23 protein-coding genes are annotated in these 25,320 nt (G+C 69.5%); 16 read left to right on the forward strand and 7 right to left on the reverse strand.

The annotated features are described in order from the left end of the window. Positions 1-145 precede the first annotated feature (145 nt). Positions 146-1,081, reverse strand: a complete 936-nt coding sequence (lhpI, locus tag Q3A80_RS10300) for a bifunctional Delta(1)-pyrroline-2-carboxylate/Delta(1)-piperideine-2-carboxylate reductase (RefSeq protein WP_446328940.1) — start codon at positions 1,079-1,081, stop codon at positions 146-148. Between the two features lie 263 nt (positions 1,082-1,344). On the opposite strand from lhpI, the gene Q3A80_RS10305 reads away from it, so the two are divergent. From Q3A80_RS10305 to Q3A80_RS10330, 6 genes are all read left to right on the forward strand, one after another. Further along, positions 1,345-2,082 carry a FadR/GntR family transcriptional regulator gene (locus Q3A80_RS10305; RefSeq protein ID WP_446328941.1) on the forward strand — a complete coding sequence of 246 codons (738 nt, stop codon included), beginning with the start codon at positions 1,345-1,347 and terminating at the stop codon, positions 2,080-2,082. A gap of 131 nt (positions 2,083-2,213) precedes the next feature. Further along, positions 2,214-3,335 (forward strand): branched-chain amino acid ABC transporter substrate-binding protein, encoded by a 1,122-nt coding sequence (locus Q3A80_RS10310; RefSeq protein WP_446328942.1) that lies wholly within the window; start codon positions 2,214-2,216, stop codon positions 3,333-3,335. A gap of 55 nt (positions 3,336-3,390) precedes the next feature. Continuing rightward, on the forward strand, positions 3,391-4,398 hold the full coding sequence (gene lhpH / locus Q3A80_RS10315) for a trans-3-hydroxy-L-proline dehydratase (RefSeq protein WP_446328943.1): 1,008 nt from the start codon (positions 3,391-3,393) through the stop codon (positions 4,396-4,398). A 205-nt stretch (positions 4,399-4,603) separates the two neighbouring features. Then, positions 4,604-7,171, forward strand: a complete 2,568-nt coding sequence (locus Q3A80_RS10320) for a penicillin-binding protein 1A (RefSeq protein ID WP_446328944.1) — start codon at positions 4,604-4,606, stop codon at positions 7,169-7,171. Positions 7,172-7,414: 243 nt separating this feature from the next. Next, the gene (locus Q3A80_RS10325; protein WP_446328945.1) at positions 7,415-7,744 is read left to right on the forward strand and encodes a DUF4148 domain-containing protein; all 330 of its coding nucleotides are present in this window, start codon (positions 7,415-7,417) and stop codon (positions 7,742-7,744) included. A 262-nt stretch (positions 7,745-8,006) separates the two neighbouring features. Continuing rightward, positions 8,007-8,411: a lysozyme inhibitor LprI family protein gene (locus Q3A80_RS10330; protein ID WP_446328946.1), complete on the forward strand. Its 405-nt coding sequence runs from the start codon at positions 8,007-8,009 to the stop codon at positions 8,409-8,411. 115 nt (positions 8,412-8,526) lie between these two features. Here the strand turns inward: Q3A80_RS10330 and Q3A80_RS10335 are convergent, their stop codons facing one another. After that, complete coding sequence (locus Q3A80_RS10335; protein ID WP_151064603.1) at positions 8,527-9,174, reverse strand: response regulator; 648 nt, start codon at positions 9,172-9,174, stop codon at positions 8,527-8,529. Next, positions 9,171-11,279: a PAS domain S-box protein gene (locus Q3A80_RS10340; protein ID WP_446328947.1), complete on the reverse strand. Its 2,109-nt coding sequence runs from the start codon at positions 11,277-11,279 to the stop codon at positions 9,171-9,173. Before Q3A80_RS10340 ends, Q3A80_RS10335 begins: the two co-directional genes overlap by 4 nt. A gap of 322 nt (positions 11,280-11,601) precedes the next feature. Between Q3A80_RS10340 and Q3A80_RS10345 the strand changes: the two genes are divergently transcribed. The 4 genes from Q3A80_RS10345 to Q3A80_RS10360 all read left to right on the forward strand — a co-directional run bounded on the left by Q3A80_RS10345 (position 11,602) and on the right by Q3A80_RS10360 (position 15,328). Further along, positions 11,602-12,075: a universal stress protein gene (locus Q3A80_RS10345; protein WP_446328948.1), complete on the forward strand. Its 474-nt coding sequence runs from the start codon at positions 11,602-11,604 to the stop codon at positions 12,073-12,075. 340 nt (positions 12,076-12,415) lie between these two features. After that, positions 12,416-12,922 (forward strand): cupin domain-containing protein, encoded by a 507-nt coding sequence (locus Q3A80_RS10350; RefSeq protein WP_446328949.1) that lies wholly within the window; start codon positions 12,416-12,418, stop codon positions 12,920-12,922. A gap of 153 nt (positions 12,923-13,075) precedes the next feature. Beyond that, positions 13,076-14,101: a DedA family protein/thiosulfate sulfurtransferase GlpE gene (locus Q3A80_RS10355; RefSeq protein WP_446328950.1), complete on the forward strand. Its 1,026-nt coding sequence runs from the start codon at positions 13,076-13,078 to the stop codon at positions 14,099-14,101. Between the two features lie 291 nt (positions 14,102-14,392). Continuing rightward, positions 14,393-15,328 (forward strand): universal stress protein, encoded by a 936-nt coding sequence (locus Q3A80_RS10360; RefSeq protein WP_446328951.1) that lies wholly within the window; start codon positions 14,393-14,395, stop codon positions 15,326-15,328. Between the two features lie 488 nt (positions 15,329-15,816). Here Q3A80_RS10360 and Q3A80_RS10365 read toward each other — a convergent pair whose 3' ends face one another. Next, the gene (locus Q3A80_RS10365) at positions 15,817-16,221 is read right to left on the reverse strand and encodes a hypothetical protein (RefSeq protein WP_446328952.1); all 405 of its coding nucleotides are present in this window, start codon (positions 16,219-16,221) and stop codon (positions 15,817-15,819) included. Between the two features lie 585 nt (positions 16,222-16,806). Here Q3A80_RS10365 and Q3A80_RS10370 point away from each other — a divergent pair. Together Q3A80_RS10370 and Q3A80_RS10375 are read left to right on the forward strand one after the other, a co-directional pair. Beyond that, positions 16,807-17,064, forward strand: coding sequence for a DUF3562 domain-containing protein (locus Q3A80_RS10370; RefSeq protein WP_446328953.1), 258 nt, complete (start codon positions 16,807-16,809; stop codon positions 17,062-17,064). Positions 17,065-17,231: 167 nt separating this feature from the next. Further along, positions 17,232-19,031: a methyl-accepting chemotaxis protein gene (locus tag Q3A80_RS10375; protein ID WP_446328954.1), complete on the forward strand. Its 1,800-nt coding sequence runs from the start codon at positions 17,232-17,234 to the stop codon at positions 19,029-19,031. A 43-nt stretch (positions 19,032-19,074) separates the two neighbouring features. Here Q3A80_RS10375 and Q3A80_RS10380 read toward each other — a convergent pair whose 3' ends face one another. Next, entirely contained in the window at positions 19,075-20,115 is a 1,041-nt protein-coding gene (locus tag Q3A80_RS10380; protein ID WP_446328955.1) for a sigma-54 interaction domain-containing protein, read from the reverse strand. Positions 20,116-20,493: 378 nt separating this feature from the next. Here Q3A80_RS10380 and Q3A80_RS10385 point away from each other — a divergent pair, with 378 nt between their 5' ends. The 4 genes from Q3A80_RS10385 (at position 20,494) to Q3A80_RS10400 (ending at position 24,252) form a co-directional block, all read left to right on the forward strand. Further along, the gene (locus Q3A80_RS10385) at positions 20,494-22,488 is read left to right on the forward strand and encodes a PAS domain-containing hybrid sensor histidine kinase/response regulator (RefSeq protein WP_446328956.1); all 1,995 of its coding nucleotides are present in this window, start codon (positions 20,494-20,496) and stop codon (positions 22,486-22,488) included. Positions 22,489-22,522: 34 nt separating this feature from the next. After that, on the forward strand, positions 22,523-22,933 hold the full coding sequence (locus Q3A80_RS10390; protein WP_446328957.1) for a BON domain-containing protein: 411 nt from the start codon (positions 22,523-22,525) through the stop codon (positions 22,931-22,933). Between the two features lie 81 nt (positions 22,934-23,014). Beyond that, the gene (locus Q3A80_RS10395; protein WP_446328958.1) at positions 23,015-23,560 is read left to right on the forward strand and encodes a hypothetical protein; all 546 of its coding nucleotides are present in this window, start codon (positions 23,015-23,017) and stop codon (positions 23,558-23,560) included. Positions 23,561-23,673: 113 nt separating this feature from the next. Continuing rightward, entirely contained in the window at positions 23,674-24,252 is a 579-nt protein-coding gene (locus Q3A80_RS10400) for a DUF4142 domain-containing protein (protein ID WP_446329005.1), read from the forward strand. Positions 24,253-24,275: 23 nt separating this feature from the next. On the opposite strand, the gene Q3A80_RS10405 is transcribed toward Q3A80_RS10400, so the two are convergent. Together Q3A80_RS10405 and Q3A80_RS10410 are read right to left on the reverse strand one after the other, a co-directional pair. Then, entirely contained in the window at positions 24,276-24,764 is a 489-nt protein-coding gene (locus Q3A80_RS10405) for a PRC-barrel domain-containing protein (RefSeq protein WP_446328959.1), read from the reverse strand. A gap of 94 nt (positions 24,765-24,858) precedes the next feature. Then, positions 24,859-25,290 (reverse strand): CBS domain-containing protein, encoded by a 432-nt coding sequence (locus Q3A80_RS10410; protein WP_446328960.1) that lies wholly within the window; start codon positions 25,288-25,290, stop codon positions 24,859-24,861. Between the last annotated feature and the right edge of the window lie 30 nt (positions 25,291-25,320).

Genomic DNA, 25,320 nt, shown 5'->3' on the forward strand with positions numbered 1-25,320 from the left:
CGTTTCCTACAACGCGTACGGGGAACCGGCAGCGCGGTGCGTGCGCCGTATCGGCGTATCCGCGGTGCGGGCGTAGCCGCCAATGCGGGGAGCGGCGGCGTTGTTGTGCCGTCGTTGCCGTCGTTGTGCCGGTGTCGTCGCCGAATCAGCCGCGCTGCCGCGCGTCCAGCGCGTCGCGGGCCGTGCGGCATGCGGCGAGATCCCACGCGGCGCACCCGACGGTCTTGAACAGCAGCGGGCCGCGGCGCTCGAACCGGCCGGCCAGCACGTCGGCCAGCGATGCGACCTGCAGCCAGTCGACCTGCGCGACGATCAGGTCGCCGGCCTCGTGGCGCGAGCCGGCCGGATCGTCGACGACGAGCCGGCTGTGGCGCACGGTGTCGGCGTCGATTTCGGCGGCATCCGCGGTGAACGCGCCGACGCCCACCACGAGCCGGCCTTCGCGCGCCGCTTCGCGATAGACGGGCGTGCGGCTCGTCGTCAGCGTGACGACGACGTCGATCGCATCGGGAACGGCGTCGCCGTCGAGCGGCGCGAGTTGCGGCGCCTGCGCGCGGTGCGCGGCGCAGAACGCGGCCGCGTTGCCCGCGCGCGAGCCGCGCACGTGCAGCCGCGCATCCGGAAAGATCGCCGTCAGCGCTTCCGCGTGATTGGCCGCCTGCTTGCCGGTGCCGATCAGCAGGATGTCGCGCGGCGCGGCCCCGTGCAGCGCCTGAATCCCGAGCGCGGTGACGGCCGCCGTGCGACGCCCGGTGACCGTCGGGCCGTCGAGCACGAAGCGCATTTCGCCCGACGTCGCGTCGTACGCGGCGACCTGGCCGAGGATCGTCGGCAGGCCGCGCGCGCCGTTGCCGGGGCATACGTTCACGAGCTTGTGGCTCGCGAGGTCGCGCGCGCTCGACGGCATCGACAGCATCACGCCGCCCGCCTGCAGCGGCACGACGAGCCGCTCGGGGCTGACGATTTCGCCGGCCGCGTATTCGGCGACCGTGTGCGTCAGCGTGGCGAGCAACGCCGGGTAGTCGAGCAGCGCGGCCGTTTCGGCGGCATCGAAGGCGGGAATCCGGGAGAGAGCGGTCATCGTGTCGGTGGGTTGTGTCGTGTGAGCGTGGACGACGGGCGCAGCGCGCGCTCGCCCCGGAAGCCGCCGTCATCGCGATGGCGGTATCGTGGATCGAATCTATACCAGTTACTGGGCAGCCTGCAAGCCGGAAAATCAAGCGGATCGGCGCTTTTGGTTCTAGTATCGGTCCAGACGGGCGCCACGCATACCGGTACCGGTGCGGCTTCGGTATAGTGCGAACCCATTCCCGAACCACCGTCCCGACCGGGCAGGAGCCCCAGATGATGTCCGCGCGTCCCGAATCGCTCGAAGCCGGTTTCCGGCCGCTGCAGATCTACGAACAGGTCGCCGAGAAGATCCGCGACGAGATCCGCGCGGGCCGCTATCCGGCCGATTCGCGGCTGCCGTCGGAGCGCGAACTCGCGGCGCTGTTCCAGGTCGGCCGGCCGGCCGTGCGCGAGGCGCTCGGCGCGTTGCAGAACGAAGGGCTGGTGTTCACCAAGCGCAATTCGGGCACCTACGTCGTGTCGGCGCCGCTCGACGTGCTCGCGCAGCGGGGCGACGCGCGCGACGCGTCCGCTGCGGACTTCAGCCCGACGTCGACGCTCGACGTGCGGCTCATCCTCGAGCCCGCGATCGCGCGGCTTGCGGCGTCGCACGGCCGTGCCGATCCCGTTGCCGAACGCTATCTCGCGCAGATGGAAACCGTCGCCGACATCGACGATCCGCAGCAGCGCGCGCTGTGGAACGAGAGCGACCGGCTGTTCCACCGGCAGCTCGCGCTGATGACCGGCGATGCGCTGATCGTGAAGATCGCGGACGAAGTCGCGAAGACGATGGACCAGCCGCTATGGAAGCGGCTGAAGGACGACGGCATCTACGACGCGGGCCGCATCCGGCTCTACGTGTCCGAGCACCGGCTGATCTACGAGGCGATCGTGTCCGGCGACGCGGACGCGGCCGCGTTCTACGTCGAGCAGCACATTCGGCGCGTGCGGCGCGACATCGCGCCGAAGTGACTTCGAACGGGCCGCACGTCGGCATGGTGGTTTTGAAATCGACCAGAACCGCGACAAACATTTTGAAACTGCTTGCACGGTGACCACGCGTGTCCTACATTGGTTTCACACAAAACCAATCAGGAGACGCGATGCGACACCTCATGACCGTGCTCTCGGTGGCCGTAGCCGCCGGCTCGCTGACTGCCGCGCACGCGCAGGAAGTCGTGACGATCGGCCATTCGGCGCCGCTCACCGGCCCGCAGGCCGCGAACGGCAAGGACAATGAAAACGGCGCGCGCCTCGCCGTCGACGAATTGAACAAGGCGGGCGTGAAGGTGGCCGGCAAGACGGTCACGTTCAAGCTCGTGTCCGAGGACGACCAGGCCGACCCGAAGGCCGGCGTGCAGGTCGCACAGAACCTGGTCGACCAGGGCGTCGTCGCGGTGCTCGGGCCGTACAACTCCGGCGTCGCGATTCCCGCGTCGCGCGTGTACGCGAATGCCGGTGTGCCGATGCTGCCGGTCGCGTCGAACCCGGCGCTCACGCGGCAGGGCTTCAAGAACATCTTCCGGATCGGCGCGAGCGACGAACAGCTCGGCGGCACGATGGCCACCTTCGCCGCGAAGACGCTGCACGCGAAAACCGCCGCCGTGATCGACGATCGCACCGCGTACGGGCAGGGTGTCGCCGAACAGTTCATGAACGTCGCGAAGGCGAACGGGATCAGGATCGTCGACCAGGAGTACACGAACTCGTCGGCCACCGACTTCCTCGGCATCCTCACCAAGATCAAGGCCAGCAACCCCGACGTGATCTTCCTCGGCGGCTATGCGGCGCAGGGCGCGCCGATGGCGAAGCAGATGAAGCAGCGCGGCCTGCGCGCGAAGCTGCTCGGCGGCGACGGCATCTGCTCGGCCGACATGGGCAAGGTCGCCGGCGAGGCCGCGTCGATCGTCTATTGCGCGCAGGGCGGCGTCGCGCTCGAGAAGACGCCGGCCGGCCGCGAATTCCTGAAGAAGTACCACGACACCTATCACACCGATACGCAGGTCTACGGCGTCAACTACTACGACGGCATGAAGCTGCTCGCCGACGCGATGGTCAAGGCCGGCACGACCACCGACAAGGCGAAGCTGATCGCGCAGCTCGCGAAGACCAACTATGCGGGCGTCGCGGGCACGTACGCGTTCGACGAACGCGGCGACCTGAAGGGCGCGCCGACCACCGTCTACGTGATCCGCGACGGGCTGCCCGTGCCGTACGCGAAGTAATCGTCACCGGACGGCGCCGCGGCGCCGTCCTTCGTCTTTACGCTTTCGATTCTCAATGAAAATTTCCCGATCCCTTTCCACCGTCGAAGTCCATACCGGCGGCGAAGCGTTCCGCATCGTCACGAGCGGGCTGCCGCGCCTGCCGGGCGACACGATCGTCCAGCGCCGCGCGTGGCTGAAGGAAAACGCCGACGAGATCCGCCGCGCGCTGATGTTCGAGCCGCGCGGCCACGCCGACATGTATGGCGGCTACCTGACCGAACCGGTGTCGCCGAACGCGGATTTCGGCGTGATCTTCGTGCACAACGAAGGCTACAGCGACCATTGCGGACACGGCGTGATCGCGCTGTCGACGGCGGCGGTCGAGCTGGGCTGGGTGCAGCGCACCGTGCCGGAGACGCGCGTGGGCATCGACGCGCCGTGCGGCTTCATCGAAGCGTTCGTCAAATGGGACGGCGAGCACGCGGGCCCGGTGCGCTTCGTCAACGTGCCGTCGTTCATCTGGCGGCGCGACGTGTCGGTCGACACGCCGTCGTTCGGCACCGTGACCGGCGACATCGCGTACGGCGGCGCGTTCTATTTCTACGTCGACGGTGCGCCGTTCGACCTGCCGGTGCGCGAGGCGGCGGTGGAAAGGCTGATCCGCTTCGGCGCGGAAGTGAAGGCCGCCGCGAACGCGAAGTATCCGGTCGTGCATCCGCAGATTCCGGAAATCAACCACATCTACGGCACGATCGTCGCGAACGCGCCGCGCCATCCGGGCTCGACGCAGGCGAACTGCTGCGTGTTCGCGGACCGCGAGGTCGATCGCTCGCCGACCGGCTCCGGCACCGGCGGACGCGTCGCGCAGCTGTACCAGCGCGGGCTGCTCGCGGCCGGCGAGACGCTCGTCAACGAGTCGATCGTCGGGACGGTGTTCAAAGGCCGCGTGCTGCGCGAAACGACGGTCGGCGACATCCCGGCCGTGATCCCGGAAGTGGAGGGCAGCGCGCACATCTGCGGGTTCGCGAACTGGATCGTCGACGAGCGCGATCCGCTGACCTACGGTTTTCTCGTGCGCTGAGCAGCGGCGCGCGCTACCGGGTCGTACCAGGCCTGGCGCGTCGTCCCGCTGCGGGGCGCGCGCCTTTTTTGTTGCGGCGATGCGCGACCGGACGCGATTCGGACGGGCGCGGAAGCCCGCCAGCCGGCGGGCCGCGCGACTTTTGGTACGATGCAGCCTTTCCAGCAGATCCCCCATCCGCGTGAATCGCCGAAACGTGTCGTCAGTGCGTGACCTCTGTGCCAAATGGGTCGCGCGCGCCCAACCCGTCGCGGCCGCTGCCGCCGTGTCCATCAAGCGTGTGCTGGCCGTTGCCCGGCACCATGTCCGTCATCCGACGCGCCGCGGCGTGCTGCGCGCCGCCGCCGCCGTGCCGGCGCTGTTCGTGCTGTACGTGCTGGCGCTGATTCCGTTCACGCCGGGCATCGGCGACATCCGCAAGGCGCGTGTCGACCAGCCGGCGCAGGTGCTGTCCGCCGACGGCAAGCTGCTGGCGGAATTCAAGCCGTCGAACCGCGAATGGGTGTCGCTCAAGCAGATTTCGCCGCACATGGTCGACGCGCTGATCGCGACCGAGGATCACCGCTTCTACGAGCATCACGGCCTCGACTGGAAGCGCACCGCGTCGGCCGCGCTCCATACGTTCTCGGGCGACCGCCAGGGCGGCTCGACGATCACGCAGCAGCTCGCGCGCAACCTGTATCCGGACGAGATCGGCCGCGCGCCGACGCTCACGCGCAAGGTGAAGGAGGCGATCACCGCGCTGAAGATCGAGGCCGTGTACAGCAAGGACCAGATCCTCGAGACCTACCTGAACACGGTGCCGTTCCTGTACAACGCGTACGGCGTCGAAATGGCCGCACGCACCTATTTCGACAAGTCGGCCGACGAGCTCGACGTGCTCGACAGCGCGACGCTCGTCGGGATGCTGAAGGGCAACAGCTACTACAACCCGGTGCTGAACCCCGAGCGTGCGCTGCAGCGGCGCAACACCGTGCTCGGCCAGATGGTGAAGTACGGCAAGCTGTCGCCCGCGCAGTTCGCGCAACTGCAGCGGCGCCCGCTGCGCATCGACTTCGAGCGCCAGAAGGAACCGCCGGGGCCCGCACCGCATTTCGCGCAGCAACTGCGCAAATGGCTGATCGGCTGGGCCGACCGCAACGACTACAACATCTATTCGGACGGGCTGATCGTGCGTACCACGATCGATGCGCGGCTGCAGCAGATGGCGACCCAGGCGCTGACGCAGCAGGCGAACCAGCTGCAGGGCATTGCGAACAACGCATGGAGCGGCCGCGACGGCTGCGGCACCGACAACGAGGTGTTCCGCACGTTCATGCGCGAGTCGCCCGAGTACAAGGCCGCGCAGGATGCCGGCAAGGACGATGCGGCGGCGATGAAGCAGCTCGCGGCCGATCGCGGCTTCATGCGCGCGCTGTGCAAGGCGAAGACCAACGTGCAGGCCGGCTTCGTCGCGATCGATCCGCGCGACGGGCAGATCCGCGCGTGGGTCGGCAGCCGCGACTTCACGAGCGAGCCGTTCGATCACGTCGCGCAGGCACGGCGTCAGCCGGGCTCGACGTTCAAGCCGTTCGTCTATGGCGTCGCGTTCGCGAACGGGATGAAGCCCGACGACACGTTCATCGACCAGATGGTCGAGATTCCGCTGAAGGGCGGCGAGATCTGGCGGCCGAACGACGACGTGCCGCCCACCGGCAAGCCGATGACGCTGCGCGATGCGATCGCGCTGTCGCGCAACCGGATCACCGCGCAGGTGATGGAGAAGGTCGGCCCGTCGGCGGTCGCGCGGCTGGCCCGCGACATGGGCGTGCGCGAAAGCCCGCTCGAGCGCGTGCCGTCGCTCGCGCTCGGCACGAGCCCCGTGACGCTGAAGGAAATGGTCGCGTCGTACGCGACGATCGCGAACGGCGGGCTGTACGTCGAGCCGCAAATGGTGACGCGCATCGAGAACCGCCACGGCGACGTGCTCGCCGAATACACGCCGGCGCCGCCCGAGCGCGCGCTCGACGCCGAAACCGACAAGACGCTGCTCGACGTGATGCGCGACGTCGTGACGCGCGGCACCGGCAGCAGCATCCGCACGCGCTTCGGGGTTCGCGGCGACGTGGCCGGCAAGACCGGCACCACGCAGGACAACGCGGACGGCTGGTTCATCCTGATGCAGCCGGGGCTCGTCGCCGGCGCGTGGGTCGGCTTCGACGACGGCCGCGTGACGCTGCGCAGCGACTACTGGGGGCAAGGCGCGCACAGCGCGCTGCCGATCGTCGGCGACTTCTTCCAGCGCGCGCAGCGTGCACGGATCGTCGACACGAAGCTGAAATTCGATACCGAGCCGTCGCCCGGCTGGTTCGCGTCGGCGCGCGAACGCGTGACGGACCTGTTCGACGGCTGGTTCGGGTCCGAGCCGAAGAAGGCGCCGGCGCCGGTCAGGCCGCAGCGGATCGAGCGGCAGCCGGAGGCGGACGACGGTGCGGCGTCGGCTGCTGCTGCGGCATCGGCGCCCGAGGCTGCATCCGGCGGCATCGTCGAGGAGTGGATTCCGGCATCGGAAGTGGCGGCATCGGCCGCTGCGTTGTCGGCAGGCGCGTCGCAGTCGTCGCAGCCGCAGCCGCAGCCCGTACAGCCGCCGGCCGCGGGCGGCAGCGCGACGAGCCCGCTCAACCCGGGCGGCGGGAGCGTCGGCTCCGCACCGGCCGCCGCGCCTTCTGCGGTACCGGCGCCGGCGCCCACGCCTGCACCGGTTTCGCCCGACGCGGCCAGCAGTTCGCAGTAGCGAGCGCTTGATCGCTCCACCGATGCTGGCGGCTGGCCCCGAACCCGCCACCGCCTATTGGGTGCGGATGCGTCGATAATCCTCCGACGATTCAGCCGCATGCCCGCCAATTGTACGGATTCGGTCAACAGTGAATTAGCGATTTAGGTATTTACCCTGATAGCCGCGCCACCTAGACTTCCACTCATGCGCAACGACCACCGAGTCGGAAGCGCCTGACAAAACAATCTGGAGGTAAGCATCATGAAATCGCTGATCAAGGCAGTTGCACTGGCCGCTCTGGTGGCCGCACCGGTCGTCTCGTTTGCGCAGTCGAACCAGCAACCGCTGACGCGCGCGCAAGTGCGCGCCGAGCTGGTCCAGCTCGAAAAGGCCGGCTACAACCCGAACGACTGGATGAACTATCCGGAAAACATCCAGGCCGCGCAGGCGAAGATTGCCGCGGCCCAGAACACCGGCGCGCAAGCCGACGCAACGGGCTACGGCGCGAACGCGGTCGCCGCGTCGCAGTCGGGCCAGCGCGTGGTCGTGCCGGCTGCGGCCGATCGTTCGTCGGTCTATTTCGGTCACTAAGCGCTCACCGCGCGGCCTGTCGGCCGCCACGCAGTGCCGAACCGCAAAGCCCGCACTCGTATGCCGAGTGCGGGCTTTCTTGCATCTGCGGCGAGCAGCGCGCCGGCTGACAATCCGCCGCGCGTGCGCTAGCATCGCGGTCGGCATCGCCGCGCCGTCGCAGGCGCGGCGGATGGGGTAGCGCCGGCAGGCCTGCGACGCCGCGCGACGGCAAGCCCGGCACCACGTTCCACGACTTCAACGAAAACAAACAGGAGCATCCATGCGTGTCTCGACCGGCCTGCTGTGCGCGCTCGCGCTGACGGCGAACCTTGCCCATGCGCAGGCGAATTGTGCGAACGCGACGGACCAGGCGACGCTGACCGCGTGCGCCGATCGTGCGTACAAGAAATCCGACGCAGAGCTGAACCGCACGTACCAGGCCGTCACCGCGCGCTTACGCGACGCGAAGCCGCTCGCCGAGAAACTCGTGAATGCGCAGCGCGCATGGATCGCCTATCGCGATGCCGAGTGCAACTTCTCCAGCGCGAACGCCGAAGGCGGCAGCGTGTACCCGATGGTCGTGTCGACCTGTCTCGACGATCTGACCAGGACGCGCAACGAAACGCTGAGGGGTTATCTGTCGTGCGAGGAAGGCGATCTCGCGTGCCCGGTTCCGGCCAAATGACGTAACCGGCGTGCGCGCGCGCGGCAGGCCGCCGCGCGCGTGACCGGTACGATGCGCCGGTTCGGCGGCAGCCGCGGATGGCTGTGTCGACGAAGCCGGTCCGTCGTTCCGAAGCCTACACGTCGTCCGTTTCGTCGAGCAGCTTGTGCCGCAGCGCGTAGCGGACCAGCGCCGCTTCGTGCGGCATCTGCATCTTTTCCAGGATCCGGGTCTTGTACGTGCTGACCGTCTTCGCGCTCACGCACAGCGCCTGCGCGATCTCGGTCAGCGTCTGTCCGGCGGCGATCCGGCGGAACACGTCGAATTCGCGATCGGACAACCGCTGATGCGGCAGCGTCTCGGCCGGCTCGTTCAGGCTCTGCGCGAACTGCTCGGCCATCGCGAGGCTCACGTAGACGCCGCCCGTCGCGACCTTCGTCACCGCGCCGACCAGTTCGGCACTCGCGCTTTCCTTCGTCAGGTAGCCCGACGCACCGGCGCGGAACGCGCGCACCGCGTATTGCTGTTCCGCGTGCATCGTCAGCACGAGCACGCGCAATGCGGGTTTCTCGTCCTTGATCTGCTTGATCAGCTCGACGCCGTTGCGGCCCGGCATCGACAGGTCGAGCACCAGCACCTGCGCGGGCGTCGATCGGACGAGCGCGATCGTCGACGGGCCGTCGCACGCTTCGCCGGCCACCTCGAACCCGGTGGCGTTCTGGAGAATGTGCCGCAGACCGTCGCGCACGAGCGTATGGTCGTCGGCAATGAGCACCTTGATCATGTGAGGGTGGTTTCCTGTTGAACGGTGGCGAGCGGGAACGCGACGGTGATCGAGAAGCCGCGCGCGAGCGCCGTGTCGATCGTCACGCTGCCGCCCAGCATGTGGGCGCGTTCGCGAATGCCGATCAGGCCGAACGATTTGTCCTCGTGGGCGGTACCGCCCGGTGCCGCGCCGCGGCCGTTGTCCGCGACGCGCAGCACGCAGAAGCCTTCCTCGATGTCGAGCCGCAATGCGACGCGCGTCGCATCCGCATGGCGCGCGACGTTCGTCAGCGCTTCCTGGACGATCCGGAACAGCGTGGTCGCACCCGCGCTCGTGAACGTGAGGCCGCCCGTTTCGATGTGCCGCTCGACGTCGATGCCGTACCGGTTCGTGAAGTCGTTCGCGAGCCACTCGATGGCGGGCACGAGGCCCAGGTCGTCGAGCATCACGGGGCGCAGGTCGGCGGCGATGCGGCGCACCGACGCGACCGTCGCGTCGATCAACCGGCGCATGCCCTGCAGGTGCGACAGCATTCCGTCGTCCGGTTGCGCATCGCCTGGCGCGCGCAGTTGCTGCTCGATCACCGACAGGTCCATCTTCAGCGCGGTGAGCTGCTGGCCGAGATCGTCGTGCAGTTCGCGCGCGATCCGCGTCTTTTCTTCCTCGCGCACGTTCTGCAGGTTCGCCGACAGCTCGCGCAGCTCCTCGCGCGACTGCTTCAGCGCATTCTCCGCGCGCTGCCGCTCGGTGATGTCGCGCAGCATCACCGTATAGAGCTTGCCGGACGCGTCGCGGATCTGCGAGATCGACGCCTCGATCGGAAATTCCTCGCCGTTGCCGCGCAGCCCGAACAGCACGCGCTGGCGGCCCATCTGCCGCTCGGACACGCCCGTCACGCCGAACTGGTCGACGTGCTTCGCATGCGCGGCACGAAACCGCTCGGGGATGAAACGCGAAAGCGGTGCACCGATCGCCTCCATCGCCGACACGCCGAACACCTGTTCGGCCATCGGGTTGAAGATCACGACCGTCTGCTTTTCGTCGATCGTGATGATCGCTTCCATCGACGAACGGATGATGCCCATCATCCGCGCTTCGTTCAGGATGCCGCGGCTGCTGGCGCCGTCTGCGCCGCCCGCGCGCCCGCGCAGCAGCGCATGGACGAGCGCCGCGAACGCGAACGACGCGATCAGGCCCGCGGCGAGCACCGTGCCGGCCGCGCGCTGCGCGCCGGTCGCGCTCGGCCGGCCGTCCGCGGAATAGGCGAGCGTCAGCACGGTGCCGCCGAAATTCAGCTGGTCGGTGCGCCGCAGCAGGTCCGGCGACGCGGACGCCTCGTCGGTCGTCGTCTCCGCGCTCGCGATCGGATGCGGATCATCGCCGGCGCTCAGCCGCAGGTCGAGCCCGCGTTCCGCATCGAGCGCGCGCTCGACCACGCGGCTCGGACTGAGTTCCGCGAACAGCACGCCGTCGACTGCGGATTCACGGCCGCCTGCCGGCGTGAAGGCCGCGCGCGACGCCGCGGTCGCCGGCAGGAACAGCGTGAGAATGCGCGTGTCGCGCGACGTATCGTTGTCGGTCGGATGGATGCCGAGCGCGACATCGCCGGTTCGCAGCGTCCGCGCGAGCGGGGCGCGGTCCTGCGCGCCGAAGCGCACGCTGGCCGAGCCGGACGCGGGCGCGCCGAGTGCCGCCACTGCGAGCGGACCGGCCGGCAGCGGCGCGTTGCCGACGAGCGCGGCGCGCACTGCCGGCGACAGCGGCGCATAGCCGATCTGACGGACGGGCGAGCGGCCGCTGTCGAGGTCGAGCGTGTCCGCATAGCGGCGCCATTGTTCGGGCGTCATCTGCGGTGCGAGCGCGAACGCGCCGCGCGCCCCTTCGAGGACGGCGACGCCGGCCTGCAGTTCGTGGCGCAGCATCGCCGTCACGTGCGTCGTGCGGCGCTCGAAGCGCGTCTGGACGGCGCCTTGCCATTGTTCGCGCACCAGCAGCGCGACGCCGAGCGACACCGCGGCACCGGCGAACAGCGCAACGACGCCGGCCGCGAGCGGCTGGCGTAACATGGTCTGGAAGCGCGTGGGCCCTCGGGCGTCGCGCGGCGGGGTTCCACTAGCGGTCATTCGATGGCCATTCTGGTATCGGGGCCGCCCGGGGCACTCGGGCGGCGCGGCAAAACCGGGAAAAACTCGCACCGGCCGCGTGCGATGTCTGTTTTCAAGACGAAATTGTGCGCGTTTTACACATTTTTTGTAATAGGGTCAGCTAAAAAGACGTTGGCCGGGCGGAGCAGCGGGCGTTCCGGCAGCGGTTGTGATGCGCGTCAACCCGCGCGTCGGCACGTGGGGCAGACTGTTCGGCAGGCGAGCCGGCATCGGGCCGGCCCGCAGTGGCGGGTGCGCCGTCGCGCCGGTGCGCGATGGGCACCCGGTCGGAGGGCAGACCATGTACAAGCGGATTTTCGTCGGGCTCGACGGCAGCCCGAGCGCGCGTCTCGCGCTGAACGAGGCGATCCGGATCGCGGCGGCGTCCGGCGGCGAGGTCACGTGCGCGTATGTCGTCGAACACAGGCCGCAGCTCGTCGATGTCGACGCGGGTTTTGCGGCCGAACGCGCCGGCGACGTCGCGGCCGTCGACGCGGCGACGCCCGTGCTCGACGACGCGAAAGCTGTGCTCGAGCAGCAGCACGTGCCGGGCACCGTGCGCGCGCTCGACGCGTATGGCGAGGACGTCGCAGCGGTGCTGATGCGCACCGCGGCCGAGGCGGATGCCGATCTGATCGTGATGGGAACGAGCGGGCGCCACGGGCTGCGCCGGCTGCTGCTCGGCAGTGTCGCGGAATCGCTGCTGCGCGCGGCCGACCGGCCCGTGCTGCTGGTGCGGCACGACGAGCCGGTCGCGGCGGCAAAGGCGCGCTGACGCTCGCTGGCGGGCGTGCAGAGGGCTGCAGTGCGCAGCACGCCGGCCGCGTGTCGATGTGACCTGCGTGGCGGCGCGTCGCGCGTAGCGACCCGCGTGCAGCACATGCGAGGTATCGCGCACGCATGATCGGATGCGGCCGGTTGCATCGTGGCCCGCACTTCTGGCAGCATCGGCGCGTGTCCGCTTCATCGTCGCGCGCTGCGTTGCACGCGATCCGTCGCCGCGTGCATGGCCGCGGCGATCGACGCAGCGGCACGCGACGGCCGCCGATCGCGTCCTCGATCGGCACGGCCATACGCCGCGTGCCCGGGTTCCCACTTTACCGACGTCATTCGCCATGCCGATCTCCGCTGCCGACCTGATTCGCCAGTTCGACCTGCAGCCGCATCCCGAAGGCGGCTATTTCCGGGAAACGTACCGCGCAACCGATTCGGTCGTGCGTCCTGCCGACGGTGCGGCGCGCGCGGCGTCGACCGCGATCTACTACCTGTTGTGCGATGGCGCGTATTCGTCGTGGCACCGGATCCGTTCCGACGAGGTCTGGCATTTCTACGCGGGCGATCCGCTCGAAGTGTGGGTGCTCGACGAACACGACGGCCTGACGATCCATCGGCTCGGTAACCCGCTCACGCATCCGGGCACCGTATTCCAGGCGGTCGTGCCGGCCGGACGCTGGTTCGGCGCACGGTGCGCGTCGCCGGATCACGTCGCGCTCGTCGGTTGCACGGTCGCGCCGGGCTTCGAATTCGCCGAGTTCGAACTGGCGGACGCGACGGCGCTGGCTGCCGCGTTCCCCGAGTACGCCGAATACGTCGCCGGTCTCGCGCGGCGCGGCGACGCGTAAGCGCGCCGCGCCAACCGTTGCGCGCGGCCCCGGCCAAACCCGTTTAGAATGCAGCGTGGTGCAGGGTCGGCGCGGAGGTGCCGCGGCGATCGCTGCCAGCCGTATCGGCGGCGCCCCCGTCGCACGGTCCGCATGTCTTCCAGGAGCGCCGCCGTGTGGCACTTTCCCATTGCGATTCCCTCGTCGCTCGGCCCGTGGGCCGTGTTCGCGAGCGTACTGATCACGCAGCTCGGCGTGCCGGTGCCGGCCGTGCCGATGCTGATCCTCGGCGGTACGATGGCGGCGATGGGGCAGGCGTCCTGGGCGAGCATGTTTGCGGCGGCCATCGGAGCGACGATGCTCGCCGATTCGCTGTGGTTCTTCATGGGCCGCACGCGCGGCCGCCGTCTGCTGAACGGGCTCGTGCGCTTCTCGCTGTCGCTCGACACCACGCTGCGCTTCGCGCGTAACGTATTCGAAAGATACGGCGCGCCGCTGCTCGTCCTGTCCAAATTCCTGCCGGGTCTCGGGCTCGTGTCGGCGCCGCTGCTCGGCACGACCGCGATCGGCGTCGGCGTGTTCCTGTTCTGGGATCTGGCCGGCGCGTCGTTGTGGGCCGCGTTCTGGCTGGTCGGCGGCGCGGCCGTGCACGACCAGATCGTCCAGTTCGTGCTGTGGGTGCGCGCGAGCGGCGGCACGATCCTCGACGCGTTCCTCGCGATCTTCATCACGTTCCTGCTTTACCGCTGGGTGCGCCGCGTGCAGTTCCGCCGCTACCTCGCACAGGTGCGCATCTCGCCGCCGCAGCTCGTCGAGATGATGACGTCGAGCGAGCCGCCGCTGATCTTCGATGCGCGGCCGCGCGCGGTCCGTGAGCGCGAGCCATACCGGATCGCCGGTGCGGTGCCGGTCGATCTCGATTCGCCGGATCTGCTCGATCCCGAGTTGCTGAAGCGGCCGATCGTCGTGTATTGCGTGTGCCCGAACGAAGCGACCGCGAAGCGGCTCATCGCGAAGATGCAGCGCAAGAAGATGCTGCACAACATCAAGGCGCTGAAGGGCGGCCTCGATGCGTGGGAGAAGCACGGTTATCCGGTCGAGCCGATGCCGGCCGATCTGGATTCGTCGCGGTATTTCGTGCGGCCCGAACATGCGGCGCTGGGCGGCGAATATACGGTGCGGGCGACGTTGTCGAAATAGATCGTGCGCGGAACTCCGCGCACGCATCCGCATCGCCCGGCCGTGATCCGGCCAGCCAACGGCCACCGCGCCACAACGCTCGCGCCCAACACGCGCGCGCAGCATCTCCGCGTTTGATCGCGATCATGCACGCGCGGGCAGGACGTCATATGCTGTCTGAATCGCTTGTCCGCGCTTCGCGTGGCCATCCGCCGATTCCTGCGCCCGCGCCGGCCGTCCGGCCGTCACGGCCGCACCTCGCGAAGCTCCGGTCGTCGTCCGCGACGACGCGTCCGCCAGGAGGCCTTCGCCATGCAACCCACACCGACCATTCCTGCGCTCGCGCGAATCGCGCTGGCCGTCGACCTGACGCCGGAGTCGCTGTCCGCGATCCGCTACACGCGCACGCTGTTGCGTCCCGGCATGCAGGTGCGCATCGTCTGCGCGATCGACAACCCGCGCCTCGTGCTGCCCGACATCCCGCGCATCGACGCGCTGCTGAGCTCGGCGCGCGACGATATGACACGAGAAGCGCAGGCGACGCTCGCGCGTGCTGCGGAGCTGTTCGCCGGCAGCGGCGCGGAGGTCGAGCAGGTGGTCGTCGACACATCGGTCACGGGCGGCACGGTGGCCAGCGCGCTCGCGAACGATACGTCCGCATGGCATGCCGACGTGCTGGTGGTCGGCGCCAATCCGCACCACGGTCTGCTGCGGCTCGTCGAAGGCGCGATGTCCGACACGCTGGCCGCGCGCGCGCAGTGCGCGCTGCTGATCGTGCCCGCAGGTTATGCGCGCCCGTCGGACGGGCCGCTGCAGCGCATGATGTTCGCGGTCGACGGCAGCGAGCCGTCGCTGCACGCGGTGCGCGTCGGGCTCGGCTTCGCGGCGCCGATGACGCTGCTGTACGGCGCGTACGTCGTCGATCGCGCGGTTCGCCTGACGGATATCGTGCCGGTGCGCGCGCTCGAGGATGCGTATCGCGCGGAGGGCGAGGACGCGCTCGCGCGCATCGGCCCGCTGTTCCATGCGACCGGAAACCCGAGCAAGCGCGGTATCGTCGAAACCCGTCCGACCAGCGACGACGTCGCCCATGCGCTGATGCGCGAGGCCGTGCACTGGCACGCGGAACTGCTCGTAGTCGGCACGCACGGCCGCCGCGGCATCGCCGCCTGGCTGATCGGCAGCGTCGCACGCCGGGTCGCGCATCTCGCCCAGGTGCCGGTGCTGCTCGTGCGCGGTGCCGCGTGAAGCGCCCAACGCGGCGGGCGACGCGAAGCGAACCTTGGTTGACCTGCATCAGAAACGTTAAGCGCATCGCGTGAGACAGTGGCGCAACGCGCCGGTGTGCGCGGACCCGCTGTCGTCTGCATGCATCGCGACGAGTCGGCGCCGTGGCGATTCGCCCGTCTTCCGACGCCGCGCATCGCGTCGCGCGTGCACCGGTCAACGAACTCTCCGGCACGAGGGTAGGCAGCCCACGGCTGCCTTGGACGACGGACGGGGTGCATGTCACCCCGTCCGCTTTCCTGACCCCGTGCAAACCGCGTTCCTCGCGGGTGGTTCCTGTATCGATGTCGCCGTGCGAAACGGCGCGTCGCGGCGCGCGATCGCGCGTTTGTCGCTCGGTGTGAATGACGGCACCCGCGGTGCAGTCGCGCGCAGCGCGCAGACGTCGGTGCCGGATTGGCGGCGCAGCATGACGCGGCCCCTTGCCGCGTCAGCCGCATGCCGCGCTGCTATGCAGCGCGCAGTGCGTGGACATCGTGGCGGCGGGCGAAGCGGCACACGCGGGCGCGCCGACGTACGCCGCGCAGGCGTGCGCGCCCGCCCGTACGATCGCGCAGTCGCGGCCAGCCGGGGCGCGTCTTGCGGCGCGGCGTCGACATGACCGGCGCGTCGGCGCCGGCACGCGCGCACAGTGCGGCGGCGAACCGCTGCAGCGCGAGGACCGAGCCCACGACGCTCTGGTATTTCTCGCGGCCGATCTGCCCGTCGAGCGTGACGAGCAGGCCCGATTCACGCGCGAGCGCGAGCAACGCGTCGAGATCCTCGGACGGGTGAATAGCGGCCGGCTTCCCGGAAGCGGACCATGCGCGTGTGCGCCGCTGTCCGTCCCGGGCCGGGAAGTTGCGATGTGCCATGACTGGTCTCCTGCGCCGGACCCCGCGCGCCGGCTCGACGGCCGGCTGAGCGATGACCGGGTATGAACGCATCGTTCATGACATCAGTATCCGCCGGGAAAATGGCGCTGCCAATCGGTGCACGCCGAAGTCGTTGTCAGGCATCGCGTGGCGGCTATCGGAATCCGCTGACACGCGGAACCGACGATCGGCTGCCGCAGGTTCGCGAGAGCCGACGCGCCATGCAACGCAGCGCGATCCGCTGCATTGAACTGACGAATGGGGGCCGGCACGCATGCTTGACTCAGGATTTCGACGGGTCTAAGTTTCCCCACTGCACCGGCGTCGCGCGACGTTGCATCGTCAGCGCGAGCAGCGGTGCCGCGCCTCGGGGTGGCGCGGCAATCCTTCCAGTCGTTCGCGGCCGTGTGCGCCGCGAATCCTGCGCGCGTGCCGGTCCGGCGACGGATGGGCGCGGCGGCACGCAACGTGCCGTTGATCGTGCGCAAACACGCGCCGGCGCATCGAACGCCGGGCGGTCATCCACGTCCTAATCTTTCGTAGCGTCAGTTTTCCTTTCGTTCCTCGACCGTCAGGAGCCCGTCGATGTCACAGGACAGTTTGCTTGAATCTCTGAAGGCCGTCGCCGAACAGCGCGCGATCGGCGACGACCAGCTGCGCACGATGCTCGACGACGAAGTGCGTGCACTGTCGTCCGATGCACGCGTGCACGACTACATCCATGTGTTCGCGATCCGGCACCTGCGCGAACGGATGCGCAGACAGGACGAACTCGAGCGCGATACGTCGGCCGGGATGCAGCACGACGACGAGCAGGACGCCGGCACGCGGCAGCGCCTGTGACGCGCGGCCGCCATCTTCCAGCGCGCTGACAACCTGCTTACGGCCGGCGCACGCTTTCTTCATACTTTCATCGAATTGTCACGACGGCCTCAAGTCGGCGGCGCGAATGCCGTTTACCCGGTGAATCCGTCCACCGCGCGTTCGCGCCCCCTTACCGAGCTGTCGCCATGTTCTCGTCCATCCGCACCCGCATTCTTGCCGCGTGCGTCGCCATCGTCGTATTCGCGCTCGTCGCCACCACGCTGATCAATTACTTCATCGCGCACGCGTACAACGACGATGCGATCGACCGCAACCTGACATCCGTCGCGAGCGGCCACGTGGTCGGCATCGGCGACTGGGTCGCGACCAAGAGCCGGATGATCGCGTCGCTGCAGGACGCCGCGCTGTCGCCCGATCCGCTGCCGGTGTTCAAGCAGATGGCCGCGGCCGGCGGCTTCACGAACGTGTACGCCGGCTACGCGGACAAGGCGTTCCATTTCTCCGACCCGACCGGCATTCCGCCCGATTACGACCCGACCGGCCGCCCGTGGTACAAGCAGGCCGCGCAGGCCGGCAAGCCGGTCGTCACGCCGCCGTACGTCGATGCAGGCACCGGCAACCTGGTCGTCACGTTCGCGGTGCCGATCCTGCGCGACGGCGGGCTGAAGGGCGTGGTCGCGGCCGACGTCGCGATGGACAGCGTGATCGCGAACGTGAAGACGATCCACCCGACGCCCGCGAGCTTCGGGATGTTGATCGACAGCAACGGGCACGTCGTCGCGCATCCGGACGCGAAGCTCACGCTGAAGCCGGTCGCCGACGTATCGGCCGACCTCGGCGGGATGAGCGCCGCGTCGCTGGCCGCGGCCACCGCGCCGGTCGAAGTGCACGTCGGCGGCGACGCGAAGCTGGTGCGTGCGCAGGCCGTGCCGGGCACCGACTGGTACGCGCTCGTGCTGCTCGACAAATCCGAAGCGACGGCCGGGATGCGCTCGCTGCTGACCGCGTCGCTGATTACGCTGGTGGTGATCGTCGGCATCGCATCGCTGATCGTCGGCGCGATCACCACGACCGCGTTCCGCCGTCTGTCGCAGGTGCGACAGGCGATGGCGTCGATCGGCTCGGGCACGGGCGACCTGACGCAGCGCCTGCCGGCCGAAGGCAGCGACGAAGTGGCCGACATCGCGCGCTCGTTCAACAGCTTCGTCGACAAGCTGAACGACGTGATGCGGCAGATCCGCGACGCGAGCGAATCGGTGCGCACGGCCGCAAACGAAATCGCCGCGGGCAACCAGGATCTGTCGTCGCGCACCGAGTCGGCGGCCGCGAGCCTCGAGGAAACGGCCGCGTCGATGGAGGAGATCACCGCGACGGTCGGCCAGTCGGCCGCGGCCGCGGGCCAGGCCGACGAACGCGCGGCCGCCGCATCGCGGATCGCGTCGCACGGCGGCGTGGTCGTGTCGGACGTGGTGTCGACGATGGAGAAGATCGAGGAGGCGTCGGGCCGGATCGGCGACATCATCGGCGTAATCGACGGGATCGCGTTCCAGACCAACATCCTCGCGTTGAACGCGGCCGTGGAAGCCGCGCGCGCGGGCGAGCAGGGCCGCGGTTTCGCGGTGGTCGCGCAGGAAGTTCGCAGTCTCGCGCAGCGCAGCGCGCAGGCCGCCCGTGAGGTCAAGGTGCTGGTCGAGTCGACGGTCGCGAGCGTGTCGGCGGGGTCGGGGCAGGTGCGCCAGGCCGGCGACACGATGCGCGAGATCGTCGCGAACGTCGCCAACGTGACGACGATCATCTCCGAGATCACGCACGCAGCGAACGAGCAGACGCGCGGCATTCAGGAGGTGAATCGCGCGGTCACGCAGCTCGACGAAATGGTGCAGCAGAACGCGGCGCTCGTCGAACAGTCGACCGCGGCGGCGACCGCGTTGCAGACGCAGGCGAACGCGCTCGCGACGACGGTCGGGCAGTTCAAGGTCGCATGACCTGCACCGGATCCCGCACACGCAGCCATGCGTGTGGCGACGCTCACGCGCGGCTGTCGTGGTCGCGCATCAGCGCGAGCCGGTTGTAGAGCGTCTTCAGGCTGATGCCGAGCGCTTTCGCGGCTTGCGGCTTGTTGCCGTCGAAGTGCTCGAGCGTCGCCGCGATGAAGCGCTGCTGCGCGTGGCGCAGCGTCGCGCCCAGCGGCAGCGCCATCGCATCGTCGGACGTGTGGTCGGGCAGCATCGTCGGCTTCGGCAGCGCGACGTCGATGCCGTCGTCCGCGAGGATGTAGGCGCGCTCGATCGTGTTGTGCAGCTCGCGCACGTTGCCCGGCCATGAATACGCGCGCAGCGCGGCGATCGCTGCATCGGTCAGCCGCTTGTGCGAACGGTGCCGCGCGTTGAGCGCGGCGACGAACTCGTGCGCGATCGCCTCGACGTCGCCGCTGCGCTGGCGCAGCGGCGGCACGTACAGCGCGAAGGCGGCGAGACGGTAGAACAGGTCCCCGCGCAGCCGCCCGTCGCGCACGGCTTCGGCCGGATTGTGGCGGGTCGCGGACAGGATGCGCACATCCAGCGGAATCGACTCGGTGCCGCCGACCCGCACGATCGTGTTCGATTCGAGCGCCCGCAACAGCTTCACCTGCAGCGACGCGGGCATTTCGGCGATCTCGTCGAGCAGCAGCGTGCCGCCGCACGCAGCTTCGAAGAATCCCTCGCGCTGCGCGATTGCGCCGGTGAAGCTGCCTTTCTCGTGACCGAACAACTGCGCTTCGGCGATGTCGGCCGGAATCGCGCCGCAGTTGACCGGGACGAACGGCCCGTTGCAGCGGGCGCTGAGATCGTGCAACCGGCGCGCGACGATATCCTTGCCGACCCCGCTTTCGCCGGCAATCATCACGCTCGCGCGGGTCGGCGCGATTTTTTCGATACGGGTGAGCAGCGTGCGCATCGCCGCGGAGCGGCCGGACAGCCGGCGCGCGTCGGCGCGTTGCTTCGGACGGTTTGCGGATTCAGCCATAGGTTTCAGCGGGCCGTTTTGAAAATCGGCATCGCGCATTCCCTTCGTTGCAATATTTATCATCGACAGCGGAACCGCATGGAAGGTGCCGCAAAAATAGAAATTTCCAATGCCCGCGGCCACGCTGCTAGCGGCCGTCGATCGCGCCGCCATCATGCCGGTTCGGGTCAGCGGCCGCGACCTGCCGGTGCCTTTTTACATCCGTCCGATAAAAAGGCGATACGCACCAGCAATCTTTACCGCCCGTATGCGCGGCGCGCGAAGGGCCGCATGATGTCCGCCGTTTCCCGCCGATCGTGCGGCCGAGCGACGTCGGCCGGCGCAGCGCGGCGGGCACGCGGGTTGCGTGCCCGCAGACCCTCGCCCGGCACGCTTCGCGGCATGCCGACCGCCGAGGCTCAGGCCGTCAAGCCACGGCCGCCGGCGCGATGCAGGGAAACGATGAGGACCTTTACCCGTGAGCTGTTCCGGCAGGGCGCATGGGTCGTGCTGGCCGTCGCGCTGGCATCCGCGCTGCAGGTGTGGGCCATTCATGTCGTCGGCGTGCATGCACCGTTTGCACCGCTGCCTTTCTACGCCGCAGTCGCGGCCGCCGCGTGGCTGACATCGTTCGCCGGCGGGCTGGCCGCGACGGCCGCGAGCGTCGCCGTGATCAGCGCGTTGTGGTGGCGAGGCGCGCCGCTGCCTGACTGGCTGGCGCACGCCGGCACGTTCGTCGCGATCGGCTTCGTCGAGTGCGTGCTCGTGGCGGCCGTCAAACCGCTGCTCGCGAACGACCGGCTGCACGGCGGCGACGACGCCGACGAGAAAACCGAACGCGACACGCGCGTGCCACGACGCGAGCCGGCGCCTGCTGCTCGCGCGCTCGACGACGTGCTGCTGCGGCGCGTGGTCGACGCATCGCCCGACGCGATCGTCGGCGTCGATGCGGCGCGCAGGATCACCAGCTGGAACCCCGCTGCGCGGCGCATCTTCGGGATCGACACCGCGTCGGTGATCGGACGCGACGTCACGACGCTGATCGCGCCGCGCTGGCTGCGGCTGCATCCGGTTCCGACTTCATTCGCGCGCGCGCATGCGGCAACCAGCCCGCTGGACATTCTGTGCGTACGCCGCGACGGCACCCGCTTTCGCGCGACCTTCGCGGCATCGCCGATCGTCGATGCGCAGGGCAACTGCACCGGCATGTCGATCACGCTGCGCGAGGCGCGCGAACGCCGCAACGACGAGCGGCGCGACCTGCGTTCGCTGCGCGGCGCACGCGACGCGCAGGTGCAGGCCGACGCGTCGAACCGGATGAAGGACGAGTTGCTGGCCACCGTGTCGCACGAACTGCGCACGCCGCTGAACGTGATCTACGGCTGGGTCGAAGTGCTGCGCAGCGTCGACGGGCCGGGTTTCGCGCAACAGGCGGTCGACGCGATCGACCGCAGTGCCCGGTCGTTGTCGCGGATGGTCGGCGATCTGCTCGACGCATCGTCGCTCGCGACCGGCCGGATGCGGCTCGAACGTGCGCCGGTCGACCTCGTGCGCATCGTGCGCGAGGCCGTGCGGGAACTCGCCGGCAGTGCGGAGGCGAACGGCCTCGAGTTGGCGACCGAGTGTGCGATGCCCACCTGCGTGATCTCCGCGGACGGCGAGCGCATGCGCCAGGTGCTGTCGAACCTGCTGTCGAACGCAATCAAGTTCACGCCGAAAGGCGGACGCATCAAGGTGTCGCTGACGCGCGCCGGTGCGCGCGTGCGGCTGTCCGTCGCCGATACGGGGCAGGGCATTTCCGCGGAACGCCTGCCGCATCTGTTCGACACGTTCAATCGGCCGGAAGGCGCGTCCGCATCGCCGAAACGCGGACTCGGGCTCGGCCTGTCGATCGTGCGCAACATCGCACGGCTGCACGGCGGGGAGGTCGCGGCCACCAGCGGCGGCACCGGACGCGGCACGACCGTGACGGTCACGCTGCCGGTGGACTGGGGCAGCGACGATCCGACAGGCCATCCGCTGCGGCCCCGCGGCGCGTCGACCGCCGTCGCGCTCGACGGCCAGCGCGTGCTGCTGGTCGACGACGACGCGACTTCGCTCGCCAGCCTCGCGGCGGCACTCGAAACGCTCGGCGCGCAGGTATCCACCGCGCGGTCGGGGCGCGATGCACTCGGCGCGATCGCGCAGCAGCACCCGAGTGTCGTGCTGTCCGATCTCGCGATGCCGGACGGCGACGGTTTCTGGCTGGTCGACCACATCCGCCATTTGCCGGACGCCGGCGGGCATCTGCCCGTCATCGCGGTGACTGCGCATGCGAGCTCGACCGACCGCGGCCGCGCGATGGCCGCCGGCTTCGATGCGTATCTGTGCAAGCCGGTCGACATGCCGACGCTCGCCGGCGTGATCGCGGACGTGTCGCCGGTCGACGCGGCGGCCGGCGACAGCCGCCGCCGTTGAAGCACCGCAGAATCCGTCAACCCCAGGAGGCACGATGAAAGGATCGGACAATACGCAGCGCGACGGCATCGGCGGCCGCCGGGCGCGCATCGCGCGCATGCCGCCGGTCGTGTCGATCGCGAGCATACTGTTGATGTCGTGTGCATGGATCGCGACGCCGCGCATCGCATCGGCTGACGAAAGCGTGCGGACGAAGCTCGCGAGCCAGGCGTCGGCCGTCGGCGGCCAGTTGCGCGATGCGACCCTCGCGTCCCGGATCCGGGCGGCGCTCGTCGCCGAGCGCGGGCTGGCTTCCGGCGACATCGACGTGCAGGTCCACGGCCGCGTGGCCGAGCTCACGGGCAGCGTGCCCGACGAGCGGCAGCATGCGACCGCGGTTCGCGTCGTGCACGACATCGACGGCGTGCGCGGCGTGCGCGACAGGCTGCAGATCCGCCGGAAGTAACGTGATGCGCGGGCAAGCGTCGGGCCGGTTGGGCATCGCGCGCCTTGCGGCCCTGCGCGACACCGTGCAGGAGGGTTCGACATGGACACCATCATCGCGGGCCGTTTCTCGACGCTCGAGCAGGCGGAGCGTTGTGCCGCGCAATTGCGCGGCCACGCCATGCATCGGGACGACGTGAAGGTCTTCTTTCTCAATCCGCCCGGCCAGCATGCGCTGTTCTGGCTCGGCGGCGACGTGTACGCGGATTCGGCGGCGCGCCCCGGCGGCATCGGCGCGCTCGAAGGCGTGGCCATCGGCGCGATCGTCGGGCTGGTCGGTGCCGCGCTGCTGTATCTGGTCGGGCTCCATTCGTCGCTCGCGTGGATCGGCGTGCCGCTGGTCGGCGGCTACGTCGGCGCGTTGTGCGGCGCGCTCGGCAAGATGCGCGGCGACGCGCCGGAAGGCCATGGCGCGCTGAAGGAGTGCGAGAACGGCGTCGTGCTGGCCGCGCACGTGACGCGCCGCACCGCGACGTTCGCGGAGCGCACGCTGCTGGCGGCCGGGGCATTGTCGATCGAGCGCGTCGAGGGGGCGTGGAGCAAGGGCGCGTGGACGGATTTCTTCACGTCCGCGCATCGTCCGGCATGACACGCACCTCGAAGCGCGCGGCCGGCCCCGAACGGCTCGCGGAGAACGAGGTCCGGTCGACGAGGGCCGCCCGGAACGCGCGCCGCTCGGTGGTGCTCGCCGGCACCGCGTGCATGCTGGTATCGGGCATGTTCGCGGCGGCGTTCGGCGCGCCCGGCGATGCGCCGGCGCCGCCGGCATCGTCGGTGCACGTCGCGCCGGGCGTGATTCGTCCCGGCGAGACGGCCGACGAAGCGGACATGACGCGGCGGCCGACCGGGATCGATGCCGAGTTCGTCGACAAGGCCGGCATCATCGGCAAGACGGAACTGCAGGCGAGCCAGCTGGCGCTCGACCGCTCGTCGAATCCGCACGTGAAGACCTTCGCGCGCAAGATGCTCGACGATCACGACCGCATGACCACGGAGTTGCAGAAGCTCGGCGCGCGCAAGGGCGTGCCGGTGCAGGCGAAGATGCTCGTCGATCCGGCGGTGACGGCGCTGCGCGCCAAGACCGGCCGCGCCTTCGACACCGGGTATGTCGCGATCGCAGGGCCGACGGCGCACGAGGCGGCGATCAAGCTGTACGAAGCCGAAGCGCGCGACGGCCAAGATGCGCAGCTGCGCGCGTTCGCGGCCGCCGCGCTGCCGACGCTGAAGGCGCACCTCGGTGCCGCGCGCGAACTCGAGAGGGCGGTCGCCGCCGCCCATTGAGCGCCGCGCGGCGTGCCCGCGCGTCAGTGCCGCCGTGTGTCGCTCTCGGGCCCGCCCGGCGACGCTTCGTACGGCGGCGAGTCGAGCGCCGTTTCGCCTTCCTCGATCAGCCAGTACGGCGATGCGCCGTAGTACGCGTGCAGCGCTTCGGCCCACGCGGGATCGGCCATCGTCGGCCAGCGGTCCTTGTCGAAGCCCGGCGCCTCGCGCACGCGCTCGGTCGGGACTGGCAGCACGAAGCAGCGGCGCTCGACGTCGAGCGTCAGCAGATGCCACGGCACCGCGAGCAGCTTGTCGCCGAGCCCGAGAAAGCCGCCCGACGACACGACCGCGTAGGCGATCCGGCCGGCGCGCACGTCGAGCATGATGTTCGTGACCTTGCCGATGTCGTCGCCGTCGATCGTCAGCACGCGATCGCCTTCGAGCGTGCCGGCGGCCATCACGTCCGGCCCCGGTCCGCCGGACGAGCGACCCGTGTCGCCGGCGATACGCGACGGTGTATCCGTTGTCATCGCTTGCCTCCTGGTCGAAGCGGCGCGGCGCATGATGCGCGCGCGGCGCGGGTGGGAACGCGCGTAATAACGCGTGTAGTGAGCGGGCGGCCCGTCATCGGCGCCGCGGCAGCGATACGTCCTCGAGCGTATTCGCGAGCTCGTCGCGTGCCGGGCCGCCTGCGCGTGTCGCGATGTCGCCCAGCGATACGATCCCGACGATCCGGTGCTGTGCGTCGAGCACGGGCATCCGGTGCAACTGCACGTCGGCCATGCGCTGCTGGACGTCGCCGACGCCGTCGTCTTCGACGCACCACTGGACGGGTGCGGACGCGACGTCCTTCACCGGCGTGTCGGGCGAGTGCCCGTGCGCCAGCGCGCGCACCGCGAGGTCGCGATCCGTGACGATCGCGACGAGCGCGTTGCCGTCGCAGACCGGCAGCACGCCGATGTCGAAGCGCTGCATCAATGCGGCCGCATGGCGAATCGTGTCCGTGGGCGCGACGCACACTACGTCGCGCGACATGATCTCGTTGACGCGATACATGAACGCCTCCTTCGTGAGCGAGACGATCCG

This window comes from Burkholderia sp. SR8, from assembly GCF_052851275.1.